Here is a 19,246-nt window from a genome sequence, read left to right as displayed (position 1 = left end):
TCGAATCGGCAGACCAAGGGGGCAACAGGCTTTGTCCACAGTCCGCAGCCGCGCATTTCCCCCATTCTGCCTCAGAAATACTCCATGACGGCCCGGTATATCCGGCTGACCAGCCCCTTGCCGGCGCTGCCCGCCACCGAACGGCCCGCGCGGCCGACCGAGCGGATGTCGACCGGATCCGCCGCGGCATAGAGGATGAGCCCGGCGAGCGTGGCGAATCCCGGCCGGGCATGAGCCTCCGGCAGGCCGATCAGCTGGGGCGGACGGCCGATCCGGACCGGCTTGCCGAGCGCCTGCTGGGCATAGTCGGCCAGCCCCACCAGTTCGGCGCCGCCGCCGGTGATCACCACCTGCTGGCCGCGCGTGCCGCTGAAGCCGAGGTGTTTGAGCGCCTTGTTGACCTCTTCCATCTGCCGCCCGAGCTGGGTGGTGATGACCGAGACCAGTTCGGCGCGGGGGATGCGGTTCTGCTCGTCGGCATGGCGGGCCAGCGTGCCGGTCGGCTCCTCGCCCGGCCCGTTGACCGGGACCAGTTCGCGGTGGTCGGCCGGGCTGGCGATGGCCGAGCCGTTGACGCATTTCAGGCGTTCGGCCTGGAAGCGGCGGATGCCGAAGGCCGAGGCGATCGCGTCGGTGATGTCGCCCGAGCCCAGCGGGATCGAGGCAAGGCCAAGCAACATGCCGCCGGCATAGACCGAGACATTGGTGACATCGCCGCCCATCTCGACCAGCGCGACGCCGAGGTCGCGCTCTTCCTGCGTGAGGCAGGCATGGCCCGCCGCCATCGGCGAGGCGACCACGGCATCGACGTCGAGATGGGCGTTCTGCACCGCCTCGGTAATGTTGCGGACCGGCGCGCCATCGGCGAGCATGACATGGATATCGACGCCCAGCCGCTCGGCATGGAGTCCGCGCGGATTGGAAACGCCGTGCGCCCCGTCGAGCGTGTAATGGGCGGGCTGGGCGTGGAGCACCATGCGCCCGTCGGGCTGGATCACCTCGCGCCCGGCGACGAGCAGTTGCTCGATATCGTCCTGCTCGATCCGGCGGCCGCCGATCTCGATCTCGACCTGGGCGACGGAGCTGGCGAGCCCCGCCCCGGCCGTGCCGATCCAGACCGAACCGATCGCGGTCTGGGCAATTTTCTCCGCCCGCTCGATCGCATCGCGCACGGCATAGGTGGCGGCCGCCATGTCGGTGACGTAGCCGCGCTTGACCCCCTGCGCGGCGCGGTGCGCGGAGCCGAGGATCTGCAGTTCGCCGCCTTCGGTGATCCCGGCGACCATGGCCGAGATGCGGAACGAACCGATGTTGACCGCGCCGATGACGCGGGTGATGCGCGCGGGCTGCACCATCAGGTCTGCTCCTGCGCCTTGGCTTCGGCTTCCTTGGCCGCCTTCTTGGCGGCTGCCTTTTCGGCAGCAGCCTTGGCCGCGGCCTTGGCCTCATCCTCGACCCGGCCGGGAACGCGGAAGTAGATCCGGTCGCCCGCGCGCATGTCGAAGGCGGCGACCTTGCCGCCGAGCAGGCGGTTGGTCCCGTCAAGCCGGGCGAAGGCCATCAGGGCATTGGCCGACGTCTTGTCCCCCTCGGGCAGGGCGAGGACCTGCCCGGTGCCGAACTTGAGGTTCCAGCGGCGGTTGCCGACCCATTCGGCCTCGGTCACCTGCGGCTTCAGCGCCGGGGCGGCATCGAGCAGGGCGGAAAGCGCCACGACCTGCTGGCCCGCGCCGGGACCGGAGACGACGAGCTTGCCCTTGGCCCGCGCGGCCGAGACCGATTCCAGTTCATGGCCGGTGGCATCGATCAGAACCAGCTTGTCGGGCTTCCTGAGCACCGCGTGGGGCCTCCGCTCGACGATGTCGACCACCAGCGTATCGGGCAACTGGCGCGAGACGCGGGCATCCTCGACCCATGACAGGCCAAGCAGGTCAGCCCGCAGGCGGTCGATGTCGACCACCGTCATGGCCTGGTCCTTTTCGCCCAGGACCTTTTCATAGACCTTGAGTTCGTTGAGGTGGTTGACCCCGCGGACGTCAACCCGGCGCACGGCAAACCCGCTCTCGGCGGCGACCGCGGCGACCTGGCCGGTGGCGAGCGTGGGCACGCCGGCGATCACCGCAACGACCCAGGCGATGGCAATCGCGGCGGCGAAGATCAGGGCGAGGAAGATGCGATGGAGCTGTTCGTCGGTAAACGGCAGCCAGGCCATGATCGCGTCGAGCGCCGAGCCGGTGCGGGCGCGGGCGGCCTGCGCCTTGCGCGCCTTGCCCTGCTGCGCGGCGACCTTGCGCACGCCCGGTGCCTTGCGCCGGATCGTCTGGCTCATGCCGGGATTTCTCCGTGGTGCCGGGCGGCGGCAGCATCACGCAGGGCCTCGGCGATGATCGCCTCGACCAGGTCCTCGTAGCTCATGCCGCAGTGGCGCGCCTGCTCGGGCACGAGGCTGAGCGGGGTCATGCCGGGCTGGGTGTTGACCTCGAGCAGGAACAGGCCCTCGACGCCGCGCTCGTCATCCCAGCGGAAATCCGAGCGGCTGGTGCCCTTGCAGCCGAGCAGCTTGTGGGCGCGCAGGGCAATGTCCTTGCAGGCCTCGGTGATATCGTCGGGGATCTCGGCCGGGCAGACATGCTCGGTCATTCCGTCGGTGTACTTGGCGTCGAAATCGTAGAAGCCGGACTTGGGCTTGAGTTCGGTCACCATCAGCGCCTTGTCGCCGATCACCGCCGTGGTCAGTTCCTTGCCGCGGATGAAGGGTTCGGCCAGCAGGCGGTCGAACTCCTGCCACGGGCCCTTGGCGGCGCGGCTGATCGGGCTGCCCATGTTGCCGCCCTCGGTAACGATGGCGACGCCGACGGACGAGCCTTCATTGACCGGCTTGAGGACATAGGGCCGGGCAAGCGGATCGCGCTCGTAAAGCTCGGCGGTCTCGACGATGCGGCCGCCGGGCATGGGAATGCCGTGCGGCACCAGCGCCTGTTTCGTCAGTTCCTTGTCGATCGCGATGACCGAGGTGGCGAGGCCCGAATGGGTATAGGTCAGGCCCATCAGGTCCATCAGGCCTTGCACCGTGCCATCCTCGCCCGGCGAGCCGTGAAGCGCGTTGAACACCACATCGGGCGCGGCCTCGGCCAGGCGGGCGGCAACGTCACGGTCCATGTCGATCCGGGTAACGCGGTGGCCGCGCGATTCCAGCGCTTTCGCCACCCCTTCCCCGCTCATCAGCGAGACCGGCCGCTCGCTCGACCAGCCGCCCATCAGGACCGCGACATGAAGTTTCGGGAGGTTCACTTGCTACCTGCGCTTTCGATGACTGGCGTCGCGGCGGCAAAGCCCACGCCATTGTTTTCTGGCGCTCCGGCAAACATGCCTACGCCATTGTTGTCTGGCGCTCCGGCAAACATGCCTACGCGCTGAATTTCCCATTCCAGCTCGACGCCGGAATTCTCTTTTACCCGGCGCCGCACTTCCTCGCCCAGCGCCTCGATATCGGCGCTGGTCGCCTCGCCGGTGTTGATCAGGAAATTGGTGTGCTTTTCACTGACCTGCGCCCCGCCGACCATGAGGCCGCGGCACCCCGCCTTGTCGACCAGTTCCCAGGCCTTGTGGCCGGCGGGGTTCTTGAAGGTCGAACCGCCGGTCTTGGAACGTAGCGGCTGGCTCGCTTCGCGGCTGGCGGAGATGCGGTCCATTTCGGCCTGGATCGCCTCGGGTTCGCCCGGACGACCATGGAAACGCGCGGCGACGACGATCGCGCCGGTCGGCAATTCGGAATGGCGGTAAGTGTAGTGCAGGTCCGTGAGCGGCAGGGTGACCAGTTCGCCCGAACGCAGGACCACGTCACAATCGACGAGGATGTCCTTGACCTCGCCGCCATAGGCCCCGCCGTTCATGCGCACGAAGCCGCCGACCGTGCCGGGGATCGAGCGGAGGAACTCGAAACCGGCGATCCCCGCGTCGCGCGCGGTGGAGGAGACCAGGATGCCGCTGGCCCCGCCGCCGCAATCGAGCGTCAGGCCATCGAGCTTGCGGACTTTCGCAAAGGCCTTGCCGAGCCGCACGACGACGCCCGGCACGCCGCCATCACGCACGATCATGTTCGAGCCGAGACCAAGCGCCATGACCGGCACTGCGGGATCGAGCGCGGAAAGGAAGGCACGAAGGTCGGCCACGTCCTTCGGCTCGAACAGCCACTGCGCCGCGCCGCCCGCCTTGAACCAGACGAGCGGGGCGAGCGGGGCCTCAGCCGTAAGCTTCCCCGCGACCTCGGGGAATGGGGGGACGGTCAGATCCGCCACAGGCCGAGCCACTCCCACTGCGCGCGCGACCAGTTCTCGGCAGCCTCAACCGCCTGCTTGCCGGCCTCCTCAAGCTGCTGGCGCGCTTCGTCCACCCGTTCGGGATCGAGCGCCGTGCTGCCCGCCTCAACCAGCTTCGCGGCGGCTTCGAGCTGGGCCTTCTGGACCTCCAGCATGACCCGCATCCACGCTGTCGGATCGGGGAGAAAACCGTTCATCGCCGTCACCTCCTCTTGCCTATCGCATCGGCAAGACCGGCGGCCCACTTGGTAATGTCGCCGGCGCCGAGGCAGACGATCATATCACCTTCCCGGATCGTGTGGGCGAGAGTTTCAGCCAGATCATCGGCGCCGGAGGTGACGAAGGCGGCGCGGTGGCCCCGGGCCTTGACCCCTTCGACCATCGCCGCGCTGTCCACCCCCTCGATCGGCTGTTCGCCGGCGGGATAGACCGGAGCGGCATAGACCACGTCGGCATCGTTGAAGGCGCCCTGGAAGTCTTCCATGTGATCGCGCAGGCGGGTGAAGCGGTGCGGCTGGACCACGGCGATGACCCGGCCGGTTGCGCCTTCGCGCGCGGCGGCGAGGACGGCCCGGATTTCGACCGGGTGGTGTCCATAGTCGTCGATCACCGTCGCCCCGGCAACCTCGCCGACCTTGGTGAACCGGCGCTTGACCCCGCCGAACTTGCCGAAGCCGGTGCGGATCACCTCGCCGTCGCAGCCCATCTCGACCGCGACCGCGACGGCGGCGAGCGCGTTCTGGACGTTGTGGCGGCCGGGCATCGGCAGCTCGATCCCCTCGATCCGGCGGAACGATCCGTCGCGCTGGCGCAGGACGGCGGTAAAGCGGTTTCCGCCGGGAATCGGGGTGACGCCCTCGCCCCGCACGTCCGCCTGGGCGGAGAAGCCATAGGTGATCACCCGGCGATCGCGCACCTTGGGGATGATCGCCTGGACCTCGGGATGGTCGATGCACAGCACCGCCGCGCCGTAGAACGGCACGTTCTCGATGAATTCGACGAAGCACTCCTTCACCCGCTCGAACGAGCCATAGTGATCGAGGTGTTCGGGATCGATGTTGGTGACGACCGCGATCGTACCGTCGAGCCGCAGGAAGGACCCGTCGCTCTCGTCGGCCTCGACCACCATCCAGTCCGACGCGCCGAGACGGGCGTTCGAGCCGTAGGAATTGATGATCCCGCCGTTGATCACCGTGGGATCGACCCCGCCGGCATCGAGCAGGGCCGCGACCATCGAGGTGGTCGTGGTCTTGCCGTGCGTTCCGGCCACGGCGACAGTGTTCTTGAGCCGCATCAGCTCGGCCAGCATTTCGGCGCGGCGCACGACGGGAATGCGGTTTTCTAGGGCGGCGGCGACTTCCGGATTATCGCGCTTCACGGCGGTGGAAGTGACGACGACCGCCGCATCGCCAAGGTTATCGGCCTTGTGGCCGATCATCACCTTGATCCCGCGCTTGCGCAGCCCTTCGACCACGTAGCCTTCGGCAATGTCGGAGCCCTGCACGGTATAGCCGAGGTTGTTCATCACCTCGGCAATGCCGGACATGCCGATCCCGCCGATCCCCACGAAGTGGATCGTCCCGATATCGGTTCCAACGCCCTTCATTCGGCCATATCGCGCGCGAGGGCTTCCTTGCCGCCGGTGGCCTGCGCCGCACCGCCAACCCGGATCACGTCCATCAGGGGGGTAGCGCCGAAGCTTTCGACGAGATCGGCAAGGTCGCTTGCCGCATTGGGATAGCCGCAGTTCCACGCCGCATGGGCGGCATTGGCGAGACTATGCGGATGCTGGGCCATGGCCTGGATCTGCTTGGCGAGTTCGACGGCCGTGAATTTCGCCTGGCGGATCGAGCGGGCGCCGCCCGCCTCGACGATCTCGCGCGTGTTGGCGGCCTGGTGATCGTCAGTCGCGATCGGCAGGGGAATGAGGATGGCCGGGCGGCCCACGGCGGTCAGCTCGGCGATGGTCGAGGCCCCGGCCCGGCCGATGAACAGGTGGGCATCGGCCAGCCGCTCGGCCATATCCTCGAAATAGGTGGCGAGTTCGGCCGGGATGCCGTGGCTGGAATAGCGCTGGCGCACGACGTCGATGTCTTCCGGGCGGCACTGCTGGATCACCTGGAGCCGGGTGCGCAGCGCCGGCTGGAGCATGGCAAGGCCATCGGGCACGACTTCGGACAGGACCCGCGCGCCCTGGCTGCCACCGGTCACGAGCACGCGCAGCAGCCCGTCCTCGGTGAATTCGGGATAGGGCTGGTCGCGCAGGGTCAGGACCTCGGGCCGAACCGGGTTGCCGACGAGATGGACCTTGCCCGCGAGCTTTTCGGCGAGGCGATCGACCTGCCTGTAAGCCGTGGCAATGGCATCGACCTTGCCGGCGAGGAAGCGGTTGACCCGGCCCAGCACGGCGTTCTGCTCGTGGATCACCGAGGGGATCCTGGCCGAGGTCGCAGCTAGCAGGGTCGGCAGGGCGGGATAGCCGCCGAAGCCGACCACGGCGCTGGGCTGGAACGAGTCGAACAGGCGCAGCGCCATGCGCCGCCCCTCCAAGATCGCCCGAAAGCCCTTGAGCCAGTTCAGCGGGTTCTTCCCCTCGATCCGCCCGGCGGGCAGGACATGGGCGGGCAGGAAGTCGGGCTTGCCCGGAATCGCCGCGCCGCGCGCGTCAGTCACCAGCGCGACGTGGTGGCCGCGCCGCTCCAGCTCGGTCGCCAGGGCGAAGGCCGGAATCAGGTGCCCGCCGGTGCCACCGGCGGCCAGGACATAGTGGCGGCTTACCCCGCTCATTGGCCAACGCTCATTTCAGCACTCCGGCGTCGCGCAGGGTAAAGCGCTCGCGCTGCAGGTAGGGATTGCGGCGGGTGATCGCCAGCAGGAAGCCAACGCCAAGGCACAGCGCCACCGTGGACGAGCCGCCGTAGGAGATCAGCGGCAGGGTCATGCCCTTGGACGGGAACAGCTGGAGATTGACGAGGATGTTGATGAAGGCCTGCCCGCCAAGCTGGGCGGTAAGCCCGGTCGCGGCGAGCACCGTGAACAGATCCTCCTCCTCGACCAGCCGGAGCAGGACCCGGGTGACGAGGGCGAGATAGAGCAGGACGATCAGGCCGCAGACCAGCAGGCCGAATTCCTCGCCGATCACCGAGAAGATATAGTCGGTATGGGCCTCGGGCAGAGAGAGCTTGCGGGTGCCGAGCCACAGGCCGGAGCCGGTCCACCCGCCCGAGGAGATCGTGCGCGAGGCGAGGTCGACCTGATCGTAGGCCGTGCCGCCGCCCAGGAAATTGTCGATGCGGTGGCGGGCGTTGTCGTAGAGAAAATAGGTCGCCACCACGCCAACCACGCCGCCCGCGCCGAGGAGCGAGATCTGCTTGACCGGCAGGCCCGAAAGCAGGACCAGCACGAACCAGACCCCGGCGAACAGCACGGTCGAGCCGAAGTCCGGCTGGAGCATGAGCAGAAACGAGACCAGCCCCATCATGCCCGTGGCGATCCACAGCACCGGCAGGCCCGGATCGCGCACCCGCCACGACAGGACCCAGGCCATGGCGATGGCATAGGCGGGCTTGAGGAATTCCGACGGCTGCAGCGAAATGCCGAGATTGAGCCAGCGCTTGGCGCCGTTGACGTTGGTGCCGATAACCGGGACCAGCATCAGCGCGAAGATCATCCCGAAGCCGAGCATGATCCCGGCGCGGCGCGCGGTTTCCTTGGGCAGTGTCGAGGCCGCGAACATTGTGACGAGGCCGATGATCTGCCAGCGGATGTGCAGCACGAAGAAGTGCAGGTCATCGAGCCGGATTGCCGAGGTGGACAGGCGCCGCGCGCTGGCGGGCGAGGCCGCAGCCACGGCGGCGGCGCCCAGCGCCATCAGTGAGAGGACGAGGAACAGCAGCACCCGATCAATCTCGCGCCACCATACGGCCAGTTCGTGGCGGCGGTTGCGCTTGAGGCGCAGCCCGGCCGGAACCGCACCGGCGCGCGGGACGAAGGGCGTGTGATCGGAAATGCCGCTGAACTGGGTCATCCGCAGCTTCCTCCCTCGAGCAGGGCACCGACCAATTGGCGGAAGGCATCGCCGCGCGCCTCATAGTCGCGGAACTGGTCGAAGCTGGCGCAGGCCGGCGAGAGCAGGACCACGTCGCCCGGATGGGCCGCGTCGATCGCCTGGCGGATCGCCTCGCACATCATCTCGCTGCGGCGGACGGGCACATGGCCCTCGAGCAGCTCGGCAAAGCGCGGGCCGGCATCGCCGATGGTATAGGCGGCAGCGACGTTGCCCAAGAAGGGCACGCAGTCGTCAAGGTCATCGCCCTTGGGCAGGCCGCCAAGAATCCAGTGGATGCGCGGTGCGGGAGCGGCCGGGAAGGCAGCGAGGGCCGGGGCAGTGGACGCCGGGTTGGTGGCCTTGCTGTCGTTGATGAAGATAACGCCATTGGCCTCGGCCACCCGTTCCATCCGGTGGGGCAGGCCGTAAAAGGTCTTGAGCCCGGCCTCGATCGTCGCATCGTCGAGCCCGAGGTGACGAACCGTAGCGACGGCGGCGGCGGCATTGGCGCGGTTATGCGGTCCTTGCAGCGAGGGCCAGTCCGCCTGGTTGCCGGGCAGGTCCACCCCGTCGATGAACTGGAATCGCTGGCCATCGGGGGCGAAGCGGAGGATGTCCTCGTCCATCTCCGCCCGGTAGTCGACAAGCGCGACATGGCCGATCGCCTGCATTCCGAACAGGCGGGCCTTGGAGGCGACATAGGCCTCGTAGCTGCCGTAGCGGTCGAGGTGGTCGGGGCTGACGTTGAGCAGCACCGCGACATCGCAATCGAGCCGCTGGGTGATGTCGATCTGGTAGCTCGACAGTTCAAGGACATAGACCCCCTCGCCCCTGTCGTTCGGGGCGAGCGGCTTCTGGCCCAGGATCGGCAGGCCGATATTGCCGCCCATCAGGCTCGGCAGGCCGGCGGTCTGCAGCAGGTGGTGGACCAGCGCCGTCGTGGTCGACTTGCCGTTGGTGCCGGTGATGCCGACCACCCTGTGCGGGGGCAGGTTCATCCGGGCCTGCGAGAAAATCTCGATATCGCCGATCAGCGGCACGCCGTGACGCTCCGCCGCTTCGCGGATCGGGTGGCGGTTGAGCGGAACGCCCGGCGAGACCAGCACCCCGGCATAGCCGGCAAGGTCTGAAGTGACCGGATCGGCCAGGGCGACCCGTTCGCCGAATTCGGCGACGATGGCCTGGCGCGGCTCGTCGCGGCTGTCCCACGCAGTCACTTCGGCGCCGCTTGCCAGCAGGGCGCGGACCGCGGCGAGCCCGGTGCGGGCAAGACCGAGGACGGCATAGCGCTTGCCGGCAAAGGCGGGCGAGGTGATCATCGTAGCTTGAGCGTCGACAGACCGATCAGGGCAAGGATGATCGAGACGATCCAGAAGCGGATCACAACGGTCGATTCCGCCCAGCCGAGCTTTTCAAAGTGATGGTGGATCGGGGCCATCAGGAATACCCGCTTGCCGGTGCGCTTGTAGACGAAGACCTGGATGATGACCGAGACGGCCTCCATCACGAACAGGCCGCCGACGATGGCGAGCACGATCTCGTGATGCGCGGCAACGGCGATGGCGCCGAGCGCGCCGCCGAGCGCGAGGGAGCCGGTATCGCCCATGAACACGGCGGCCGGCGGCGCGTTGAACCAGAGGAAGGCGAGCCCCGCCCCCATGATCCCGGCGCAGAGGATGGCGAGTTCACCCGCGCGCGGCACGTGGGGAATGCCGAGATAATGCGCATAGTCGATGCGGCCCGCCAGATAGGCGATGATCGCGAAAGTCCCGGCGGCGATGATCACCGGCATGATGGCCAGCCCGTCGAGCCCGTCGGTCAGGTTGACCGCATTGCCCGCGCCCACGATCACCACGGCGGCAAAGACATAGTAGAGCGGCCCGAGCGGGATGTAGCGATTGCTCAGGAACGGGACGTAAACGTCGGTGCCGACCTGGCTGACGATGATCCAGGCGGCGATCCCGGCCACGACGAATTCCATGGCGAGGCGAACCCGGCCCGGCACACCCTTGTGGCTGTATTTGGTGACCTTGTCGTAGTCGTCCATGAAACCGATCGCGCCGAAGCCGGCGGTGACCGCGAGGCAGGCCCAGACGAAGGGGTTGGACAGGTCCATCCACAGCAGCATCGAGATCACCAGGGCGATCAGGATCATCAGGCCGCCCATGGTCGGCGTGCCGCGCTTGGCGAGGTGGCTCTGCGGGCCGTCCTCGCGGATCGGCTGCCCCTTGCCCTGGCGCACGCGCAGCATGTTGATGAAGCGCGGGCCGATGATCAGGCCGATCAGGAAAGCCGTGGCCATGGTCGCGCCGGCGCGAAACGACTGGTAGCGAATGAGGTTCGCAATGCCGGGGAAGTTCATCCAGTCGGCGATGAGGTAAAGCATGTTTGTGCGAACCTAGCCTTGCCCGAGAGTGAGGGCGGCGACCAGTTGGCCGAGCCCCACCGAATTCGATCCCTTGACGAGGAGGACGTCGCCGTCTTCCAGGCCCCATGCCGACAGGGCTTCGATTGCCTCTGCGGTTGACCGGCAATGAGCGAAGGGGATCACTTTGCCAAGCGCGCCGCCTGCCGATTTCCCCAGTTCGTCGGCCAGCGCGGTCATCTCGTCGCCCACCAGAAGCGCATAGTCTGCTCCGGCAGCCGCGAGCGGCCCGGCCAGCTCGGCGTGAAACTGCGGGCCGTGCTCGCCCAGTTCCTTCATCGCGCCGAGCACGGCGATGCGGCGCCGGGCCGGCGTGGCGCCGAGCTGGGCCAGGGTCGCGGCCATCGAGGCGGGGTTGGCGTTGTAGCTCTCGTCGATCAGCAGGGCCTTCCCGCTGCCGGCAGTTATGGTGTGGCGCGCGCCGCGCCCCTTGAGCCCTTCGAGTTCGGCAAGGGCGAGGCCCGCCGCGCCGAGATCGCCGCCCGCCGCGCGGACCGCGGCCATGACAGCGAGCGAATTGGTGACCCAGTGCTCGCCCGGTGCGGCGACGGTGTAGCACAGCCGCCGGTCGCCCATGTCGGCCGTGACCAGCGAGCCGCCGCCCGGCGCCATGACCGCGTCGAGCAGGCGGACATCGGCCTCGCTTGACCGGCCGAACGAGACGACGTTGGCCCCGGCACGGCGCGCGGCATCGGCAAGACGGCGAAAATGCGGGCCGTCGGCCGGGATCACCGCCGTGCCGCCCGGTTCGAGGCCCTCGAAGATTTCGGCCTTGGCATCGGCGATCGCTGCTTCCGAGCCGAGGTTCTCGATATGGGCCGGGGCGATCGTGGTGATCAGCGCGACGTGGGGGCGGACCTGCCGGGTCAGCGCGGCGATTTCGCCGGCATGGTTCATGCCCATCTCGAACACGCCGAAATGGCTGCCGGTGGGCGTGCGCGCGAGGCTGAGCGGCACGCCGACGTGGTTGTTGTAGCTTTTGACCGAACGGTGCGCGCGGCCGTGGCTTGAACGGTCGAGCGCGGCGAAGAGCGCTTCCTTGACGCTTGTCTTGCCGACCGATCCGGTCACCCCGATGACGCAGGCGGTTGCCGCGATCGCGGCACGGCGGGCGGTGGCCAGAGCTTGCAGCGCCTCGAAAGTATCCGGCACAAGTATATGCGGATAATTGACTTTCCGGTCGACCACCGCGGCGACGGCGCCGTTCCGGAAGGCGGAATCGAGGAAACGGTGGCCGTCCATGACTTCGCCCTTGAGCGCGAAGAACAGGTCACCCTCGACCACGTCTCGGCTGTCGATCTCGACGCCGGATACCTCGAATTCATCGCTGGCAAGGCCGCCGGTCGCCTCGGCCAGTTCGGCCGAGGTCCACAGCGCGAGGCGCCATTCGGTGAGGCTGTCTTCCGGCCAGTCGATCAGGGCGGCTATTGCACTCATTGCCCGGCGCACTCCCTCGCTACCGTGACGTCGTCGAAAGGTAGGACGCGCATGGCCTCGCCCCGCCCGATGATCTGCCCCTGCTCGTGCCCCTTGCCGGCAACGAGGACGACATCGCCCTTGCAAGCCGTCTGCAACGCCGCTGCAATGGCCTCGCGCCGGTCGCCGATCTCACGGACCTTGCCCATCAGGCCGCCCGAGCATCCGGCGAGCACGGCCTTGCGGATTTCGCCCGCATCCTCGCCGCGCGGATTGTCATCGGTCACGATCACGATGTCGGCCTGCTCGGCCGCGACCTGGCCCATCAGCGGGCGCTTGCCGGAATCGCGATCCCCGCCCGCTCCGAATACCACGATCAGCCGCCCGGTGACATGGGGCCTGAGCGCGGCGATGGCGGCTTCAAGCGCATCGGGGGTGTGGGCATAGTCGACATAGACCGGCGCGCCCAGCCCGGTGATCGCGGCCCGTTCGAGCCGCCCGCGCACCGGCTGGAGCCGGCCGAGCGCGTCGAACGTGCACGCCGGATCGCCGCCCGTGGCGAGGACGAGGCCCGCCGCCACCAGTGCGTTGGCGGCCTGGTAGGCCCCGATCAGCGGCAGGTTGATCGTGCGGGCCGCGCCTTCATGCTCGATCTGAAGAGTCTGGCCCAGAGCGCTGGGGGAGCGGGCGAGAAGGCGGATCTGCGTCCCCTTCTCGCCCACCGTGAACAGGCGCAACCCCCTTGCCTGCGCCCGCTCTGCCGACGACGGCGACCATTGGTCGTCGGCCCAGATGACTGCCGTGCCGCCTTGTTCCACCACCTCGTCGAACAGGCGCATCTTCGCGGCAAAATAGTCCGCCATGTCCTTGTGGTAATCGAGGTGATCGCGGCTGAGATTGGTGAAGGCCCCGGCCTTGACCCGCAGCCCCTCGTTGCGGAACTGGGCGAGACCGTGGGAGGACGCCTCATAGGCGACGTGCGTGACGCCTTCGCGCGCGAGGCCGGCCATGTTGGCGAGGAAGGTGACGATGTCGGGCGTGGTCAGCCCGGTCGAGACCGAGCCTTCGGGCGTGGTCACGCCGAGCGTACCGATCGAGGCGGCGCGGTTGCCCGCCATGCGCCAGATCTGGCGGACCATCTCGACGGTCGAGGTCTTGCCGTTGGTGCCGGTGACGGCGACGATCGTTTCGGGCACCGGCGCATAGAACCCGGCGGCAAGGCGCGCGAAAGCCCGGCGCGGCTCGGCATCGGCGATATGGACTGCGCCCTCGACGCGGGCTTCGGGCCGGGCGACGACTGCAACGGCCCCGGCCTGGATCGCGGCCGGAATGAAGTCCTCGCCGTTTACCGTCGCGCCCTGAAACGCGCCGAAGACCGTGCCCGGGGCAACCTTGCGATTGTCGATGGCGAAGCCGGTCACGTCGCGCTCCGCGCCCTCTGCGAGCGGCAGGCCTGCCGCGGCAGCAAGGGCGCCGAGCTTCATTCCCCTTCCCCGTTGCCGACCAGCGGCGCCAGTTCGGAAATATCGACGTCGCGGGTGGCATCGGGCATGACCCCGAGCAGTGGCCCGATGCGCGGCACGACCCGCCCGATCACGGGCGCCGCGTTCCAGGCGGCGGTGCGCTGGCCGGATGTGGCGACGGTGCCCTTGGGCTCGTCCATCATGGCGATGACCACGAAGCGGGGCCGGTCCATCGGGAAGGCGGCGGCGAAAGTGGTGATCAGGTTGGTGCGCTGATAGCCATGCGCGCCGGGCTTTTCGGCCGAACCGGTCTTGCCGCCGATACGGAAGCCCGGTGCATCGGCCTTGCGGCCCGTGCCGACCGAGACGATCATGCGCAGCAGCTGGCGCATCCGCGCCGAGGTGCTGGCCGCCCAGATGCGCTTGCCGGCCGGGACTTCATTCGGCTGGAGCCTGCGCAGGGTGGCCGGGCGCCAGATCCCACCGTTGACGAGCGCGGCATAGGCCGAGGCGAGATGCATCGGGGTGAGCGCGACGCCGTGGCCGTAGGATACGGTCATCGTGGTGATCCGCGCCCAGTCTCCGCGCGGCCAGATCGGGAAGCCGGCGGGAAGCTCGATCTGCGGGCGGCGGTCGAAACCAAGTTCCTGCATGGTCTTCTTGAGCTTCACCCCGCCAAGCTGGTCGGCCACCTGGGCGGTGACGATGTTCGACGAGTGGATCAGCGCCTCGGGCACGTTGAGCGAGGCGCCATAATTGTGGCTGTCATGGATCTGGAAGCCGCCGATCTGTAGCGGCGCACCCGATGGGTAACGGCGAGCCATGTCGGTCACCACGCCCGCCTCGATCGCGGCGGCAACGGTGATCGGCTTCATCACCGAGCCCAGTTCGTAGACCTGGTTGGTGACGCGGTTGAAGATGTTGGGGACCGACTGCTGGTCGATCAGGTTGGGGTTGAACGAGGGCAGCGAGGCCAGCGCGAGAACCTCGCCAGTATCGACATCCAGCACGATGCCGCCCGCACCCTTGGCCTCCGAAAGCTGCATGGCCCGCATCAGCTCATCCTCGAGCGCGCCCTGGACCCGGCTGTCGATCGACAGGACGGCGGGCTTGGCACGAGTGGCCGGATCGAACAGCTGCTTGTCGAACACGGCTTCCATGCCGAGCTTGCCATGCCCTTCGGTCGAGACATAGCCGAGCACGTGGGCGGCCATCGAACCTTGCGGATAATACCGCTCGTTCTCGCGCGGGAATTCGAGCGCGGGTTCACCCAGGGCATGGATGCGGTTGGCGTCTTCCGGCATGATCCGGCGGCGCAGATACTGCGGCTTGCCCGAGGCGAGGCGCGCCTTCAGCTTGGCATAGTCCTCGTCCGGGAAGATGCGGACGAGCGCGGCAGCCACTTCGGCCGGGCTCTTGACCAGGGCCGGGCCATCACCCAGCGCCTTGGGATTGTACCACAGGGCATAGGCCGGGAAGGCGCGGGCCAGCGGCACGCCGTTGCGATCGACGATCTCCCCACGCGGGGGCAGCATGGCATCGGCCATGGTGCGGCTTTCCGGGGCATCGCCCGACAGGCCGATCCAGCCGATCCGGAAGAAGGCAACGACGGCGATGAAGGTGAAGGCCGCCACGACCCAGTAGACCCGCCACTTGGCCACCAGCAGCGAACGCTGGCGAATGTCGACGAGCCGGACCCGTCCCGATGAGATCGCGGTCGAGACGGTAAGGGAGGTCATTTCAGTCCAGGGCCGCCTTCAGGCTCTTCGCAACGGGTTTGGGGCTGCGTTCGACATGGCTGAGGCGTTCGACCAGTCCATCCGGGGTCGAGCCGCTGGCCAGTTCGCGCGCGCGCACCTTGTCACGTGGCAATTCGGCGGCGATGGCCTTGCCGGTCAAGGGGTTGACCATGGCCGGAAGCAGGGAATCCCCCGATTGTTGCGCCGGATCGGCCTTGGCGACGCGAATCATGTCGGGCGCATCGGGCCCGCGCGGCTTGCCGAGCATGGCCAGCTGCCGCTCGCTTTCGAGATACTGCCCGGCGGTCGGCGCCTGATAGCCGAATTCCACCTCGTTGAGCGCGCGCAACTGCTGCTGATTGGCCCGCGTCTCGAACTCGGTCTCGAGCATGCCCCTTTCCATTTTCAGCGAGACGATCCGGCGCTCCGTGAGACGCACCTGGCTTTTCACCGCGTTGACCCGGAAGGTCAGGGCGAGCGTGAGCGCAAAGCACGTAACGAGGACCGCGGCCCAACCGATGGAACGGGCGCGGGAGCGAGTGAGCATCAGGCTGCCCTCCTTGCAGGTGCCGCGGTGCGCATAGCGCTACGCAACGTGGCTGAACGCGAACGGGGATTGAAGGCCAGCTCCGCCTCGGAGGGACGAACTGCCTTGGAAACATGTGCAAAAGTGGGACTGGACGCCGATTGGGCCTGCGGCAGGTGCCGCGAACCGCCGGAAACCGCCCCGCTGGCATCGCGCAGGAACTGTTTCACGATGCGATCCTCGAGGCTGTGGAAGCTGACGACGGCCAGCCGGCCACCCTCCGCAAGCAGTGATTCGGCCGCGAGCAGCCCCTCTTTCAACTCGTCCAGCTCGGCATTGACGTGAATGCGCACGGCCTGGAACGAACGCGTCGCCGGGTCCTTGGGCGCGCCGGGGCGATAGCCGAGCGCCTTGCGCACGACATGGGCAAGCTGGCCGGTGGTCTCGAGCGGGCGGGCCGCGACGATCGCACGGGCGACGCGGCGCGACTGGCGCTCCTCGGCGTAGAGGTAGAGCACGTCGGCGATCTCCGCCTCGGCCGCCGTATTCAGGAAATCGGCCGCCGAGGGCCCTTCCTGCGCCATGCGCATGTCGAGCGGGCCATCGGACGAGAAGGCGAAGCCGCGCTGGGGCTGGTCAAGCTGCATCGAGGATACCCCGATATCCATCACCACCCCGTCGACCCGGTCGATGCCGACTTCGGCCATGCCCTCGGCCATTTCCGAGAAACGGCGGGCATGCAGCACGAGGCGCGGCGGATTCTCGCGCGTTTCGGGCCAGAGTCGGCCAGCGGCGATGGCATCGGGATCGCGGTCGAAAGCGTGAACCGTGGCCCCGGCTTCTAGCAGACGGCGGGTATAGCCGCCGGCGCCGAAGGTGGCATCGACGATCACCATGCCGGGCGCGGGCTGAAGCGCGCCAAGCACTTCGCCCAGCAGGACCGGGATGTGGGGAGCCCCATTCTCGGGCCGGGATGCTTCCGCCATCACTTGCGCCCCCGGGCGAGGGCCTGTTCGGCGAGGTCTTCGCAGGCCAGCTGGGCATGGCGCCAGTCGGCCCCGAGCTTCATCAGTTCGTCGGGGTTGAAGATCAGGAAATCGGCGCCCGCACCCTGGAAATAGAGCCGATCAGCGATCAGCGCGCCTTTCACGAAGCGCGGCGGCAGGACGAAGCGGCCGGAATCGTCAAACGGCACCTTGAGGAAGCCGAACAGCTGGGAGGCGCGAAGCTGGCGATTGAACGGCTCATTCCGGCGAAGGGCGTTTTCCTCCTCGCGGTCCAGCTGGACGTCGAGTTCGGCCTCACGGCTGAGGCCGAACCCGACGAGGCACGGGAGTTCCGCATGAAGCTGGAGGCAAAGCTCCTTGCGGCCATCCCCTGAATCCTTGAGCGCCTTGCGGAAGTCCGGCGGCAGCACGAACCGATCCTTTTCGCCGCGAAGCGAAAAGCCCTGTCCGTTGTACCTGACGCGCCTGCCCTCCACTTCGCCCCCAGCCCCCTTCCGCTTTGGGGTGAAACCACGCTTCGAAAAGGGACGAATGAACCCGCCCGGCCGAGCCTTACGCCCGCCGGTTTGCAGCCCTGCTCCGCCATGTGGCGGACCCGCCCTGTCCGATGGAGTTCATTCATAACCCGGAGGGGCCGGGGTTGGAAGGGAAATTTGCGGGAAATCACGGGAAATTGCGTTTTCACGGCGGTTTTTCGCCAAAAACCGCCGTACACCTTCCGCAACAAGGCGGAATGATCCTGTTATGTTCACTAAATTCTGACATGAAAGCAGGGGGTTAGCTCGCTTCAAACGCAGCATCCCGCGATTTCCCCGGCTGCCCCGACGCGACTCGCAGACGCACCGTCGCAGGCCCGCCGGCGCGGCGCGGCCCCGTCCAGCCCGGGAAGGCTCAGGTCAGTTGGTGGGTGCGGGAACCGGGGCGGCGGTGGCCTTCGCCTCGGGCGAAGGGATCACGCCCATGTCGGCAAGCGGGTCGCTCTTGGGGGCAGCGGCCTCGGTCGGCAGGCCAGCCGCTTGCGGAAACGTGCTCTCCGCCATGCGGGCCCGCTCCATGATGATGTTCGCAAGCCCCACCAGCAGCAGCATCGCGGCCAGCCCGAACAGCCCCATCTGCAGGCGATGAATCGCCTGAGAGCGGAGTTCCCGCTGGGTGGGGGCGACAACGAGCTGCGGCCCGGCGCTGCGCCCTGACTGGTTCGGCCTGGTTGCCATTGGGCTCAAGATAGCCCCGCCCGCGACCAGCCGCAAGGTTCATGGAGCCAGAGGGGGAAGCCGCCTCCCTTCAGGCGAGCCAGGGAAAGACCGGCAGGCCTTTCGCGCGCAGCCATTCGGCGTTGTAGAGCGAGGACAGGTAACGGAAGCCCGTGTCGCACAGGATCGTGGCGATCCGCGCGCCCTGCCCCAGCTGGCGGCCGAGCGCGATGGCCCCGGCAACGTTGATGCCCGAGGACAGGCCAAGGCACAGGCCTTCTTCCGCGAGCAGGCGGCGGACCCATTCCAGCCCTTCCTCATCGGAAATGCGGAACTGGGTATCGATCGGGGCGCCATCGAGATTGGCGGTGATCCGCGACTGGCCGATCCCTTCGGCAACCGAGTTGCCCTCGGCCTTGAGCTCGCCGTGAGCGTAGTAGTTGTAGAGCGCCGCGCCGTATGGATCGGTCAGGGCGATGGCGATGTTCTCGTCAAAGGCCTTGAGGCCGAGGCCGACCCCGGCGATGGTCCCGCCCGTGCCGGCGGCGCAGGTGAAACCGTCGATCCGGCCATCCATCTGGGCCCAGATCTCGGGAGCCGTGCTCTCGATATGGGCCTTGCGGTTGGCGATGTTGTCGAACTGGTTGGCCCAGACCGCGCCCTCGGTCTCCTCCGCCAGGCGGCGCGAGGTGTGGACGAAGTGCCCCGGGTTCGAGAACGGCGCAGCGGGGACGAGGACCAGTTCCGCCCCGAGCGCGCGCAGCGTGTCCATCTTCTCGCGCGACTGGGTTTCCGGCATGACGATGATCGTCTTGTAGCCGAGGGCATTGGCCACCAGCGCGAGGCCGATCCCGGTATTGCCGGCCGTGCCCTCGACAATCGTGCCGCCGGGCAGGAGCGTGCCGCGCGCCTCGGCATCGCGCACGATCCACAGCGCCGCCCGGTCCTTGACCGAGGCACCGGGGTTGGCGAATTCGCACTTGCCCCAGATTTCGCAGCCGGCAGCCTCGCTCGGGCCCTTGAGCAGGACGAGCGGGGTATTGCCGATCAGGTCGAGCGTGTTGCGGACGGCGGGCGGGTTCATGCCGGAACTGCTAGGGCGCCAAGGCC

18 protein-coding genes are annotated in these 19,246 nt (G+C 67.9%); all 18 read right to left on the bottom strand.

The window, feature by feature from the left end; genetic code table 11:
* Positions 1–71: 71 nt before the first annotated feature.
* Positions 72–1,355 carry a cell division protein FtsA gene (gene ftsA / locus H7F51_RS00485; protein WP_185662247.1) on the bottom strand — a complete coding sequence of 428 codons (1,284 nt, stop codon included), beginning with the start codon at positions 1,353–1,355 and terminating at the stop codon, positions 72–74.
* Positions 1,355–2,329, bottom strand: a complete 975-nt coding sequence (locus H7F51_RS00480) for a cell division protein FtsQ/DivIB (RefSeq protein WP_185662246.1) — start codon at positions 2,327–2,329, stop codon at positions 1,355–1,357. The genes ftsA and H7F51_RS00480 overlap by 1 nt, the downstream gene beginning before the upstream one ends.
* Complete coding sequence (locus H7F51_RS00475; RefSeq protein ID WP_185662245.1) at positions 2,326–3,291, bottom strand: D-alanine--D-alanine ligase; 966 nt, start codon at positions 3,289–3,291, stop codon at positions 2,326–2,328. Before H7F51_RS00475 ends, H7F51_RS00480 begins: the two co-directional genes overlap by 4 nt.
* On the bottom strand, positions 3,288–4,316 hold the full coding sequence (gene murB, locus H7F51_RS00470; RefSeq protein ID WP_185662244.1) for a UDP-N-acetylmuramate dehydrogenase: 1,029 nt from the start codon (positions 4,314–4,316) through the stop codon (positions 3,288–3,290). The genes H7F51_RS00475 and murB overlap by 4 nt, the downstream gene beginning before the upstream one ends.
* Positions 4,286–4,516 (bottom strand): hypothetical protein, encoded by a 231-nt coding sequence (locus H7F51_RS00465; RefSeq protein ID WP_185662243.1) that lies wholly within the window; start codon positions 4,514–4,516, stop codon positions 4,286–4,288. The genes murB and H7F51_RS00465 overlap by 31 nt, the downstream gene beginning before the upstream one ends.
* Before the next feature lie 5 nt (positions 4,517–4,521).
* On the bottom strand, positions 4,522–5,925 hold the full coding sequence (murC, locus tag H7F51_RS00460) for a UDP-N-acetylmuramate--L-alanine ligase (protein ID WP_185662242.1): 1,404 nt from the start codon (positions 5,923–5,925) through the stop codon (positions 4,522–4,524).
* Entirely contained in the window at positions 5,922–7,106 is a 1,185-nt protein-coding gene (murG, locus tag H7F51_RS00455) for an undecaprenyldiphospho-muramoylpentapeptide beta-N-acetylglucosaminyltransferase (protein ID WP_185662241.1), read from the bottom strand. Before murG ends, murC begins: the two co-directional genes overlap by 4 nt.
* Before the next feature lie 10 nt (positions 7,107–7,116).
* Complete coding sequence (locus H7F51_RS00450; protein WP_185662240.1) at positions 7,117–8,346, bottom strand: FtsW/RodA/SpoVE family cell cycle protein; 1,230 nt, start codon at positions 8,344–8,346, stop codon at positions 7,117–7,119.
* Positions 8,343–9,686 carry a UDP-N-acetylmuramoyl-L-alanine--D-glutamate ligase gene (gene murD / locus H7F51_RS00445; protein ID WP_185662239.1) on the bottom strand — a complete coding sequence of 448 codons (1,344 nt, stop codon included), beginning with the start codon at positions 9,684–9,686 and terminating at the stop codon, positions 8,343–8,345. Before murD ends, H7F51_RS00450 begins: the two co-directional genes overlap by 4 nt.
* Entirely contained in the window at positions 9,683–10,753 is a 1,071-nt protein-coding gene (gene mraY / locus H7F51_RS00440) for a phospho-N-acetylmuramoyl-pentapeptide-transferase (RefSeq protein ID WP_185662238.1), read from the bottom strand. Before mraY ends, murD begins: the two co-directional genes overlap by 4 nt.
* Before the next feature lie 12 nt (positions 10,754–10,765).
* Entirely contained in the window at positions 10,766–12,229 is a 1,464-nt protein-coding gene (locus H7F51_RS00435) for a UDP-N-acetylmuramoyl-tripeptide--D-alanyl-D-alanine ligase (protein ID WP_185662237.1), read from the bottom strand.
* Positions 12,226–13,692, bottom strand: coding sequence for a UDP-N-acetylmuramoyl-L-alanyl-D-glutamate--2,6-diaminopimelate ligase (locus tag H7F51_RS00430; RefSeq protein ID WP_185662236.1), 1,467 nt, complete (start codon positions 13,690–13,692; stop codon positions 12,226–12,228). Before H7F51_RS00430 ends, H7F51_RS00435 begins: the two co-directional genes overlap by 4 nt.
* A complete protein-coding gene (locus H7F51_RS00425; protein ID WP_185662235.1) occupies positions 13,689–15,410 on the bottom strand; it encodes a peptidoglycan D,D-transpeptidase FtsI family protein in 1,722 nt (573 codons plus the stop codon). The genes H7F51_RS00430 and H7F51_RS00425 overlap by 4 nt, the downstream gene beginning before the upstream one ends.
* A gap of 1 nt (position 15,411) precedes the next feature.
* Positions 15,412–15,957, bottom strand: coding sequence for a hypothetical protein (locus H7F51_RS00420; RefSeq protein WP_185662234.1), 546 nt, complete (start codon positions 15,955–15,957; stop codon positions 15,412–15,414).
* Positions 15,957–16,922: a 16S rRNA (cytosine(1402)-N(4))-methyltransferase RsmH gene (rsmH, locus tag H7F51_RS00415; RefSeq protein WP_185662233.1), complete on the bottom strand. Its 966-nt coding sequence runs from the start codon at positions 16,920–16,922 to the stop codon at positions 15,957–15,959. The genes H7F51_RS00420 and rsmH overlap by 1 nt, the downstream gene beginning before the upstream one ends.
* Positions 16,922–17,353, bottom strand: a complete 432-nt coding sequence (locus H7F51_RS00410) for a division/cell wall cluster transcriptional repressor MraZ (protein WP_185662232.1) — start codon at positions 17,351–17,353, stop codon at positions 16,922–16,924. The genes rsmH and H7F51_RS00410 overlap by 1 nt, the downstream gene beginning before the upstream one ends.
* Positions 17,354–17,839: 486 nt before the next feature.
* Positions 17,840–18,157 carry a hypothetical protein gene (locus H7F51_RS00405; RefSeq protein WP_185662231.1) on the bottom strand — a complete coding sequence of 106 codons (318 nt, stop codon included), beginning with the start codon at positions 18,155–18,157 and terminating at the stop codon, positions 17,840–17,842.
* Between the two features lie 70 nt (positions 18,158–18,227).
* Positions 18,228–19,220 carry a cysteine synthase A gene (locus H7F51_RS00400; protein ID WP_185662230.1) on the bottom strand — a complete coding sequence of 331 codons (993 nt, stop codon included), beginning with the start codon at positions 19,218–19,220 and terminating at the stop codon, positions 18,228–18,230.
* Between the last annotated feature and the right edge of the window lie 26 nt (positions 19,221–19,246).

Source organism: Novosphingobium flavum (assembly GCF_014230315.1).
Classification (GTDB): Bacteria; Pseudomonadota; Alphaproteobacteria; order Sphingomonadales; family Sphingomonadaceae; genus Novosphingobium; species Novosphingobium flavum.
This window is presented reverse-complemented; position numbering and strand designations above follow the sequence as displayed.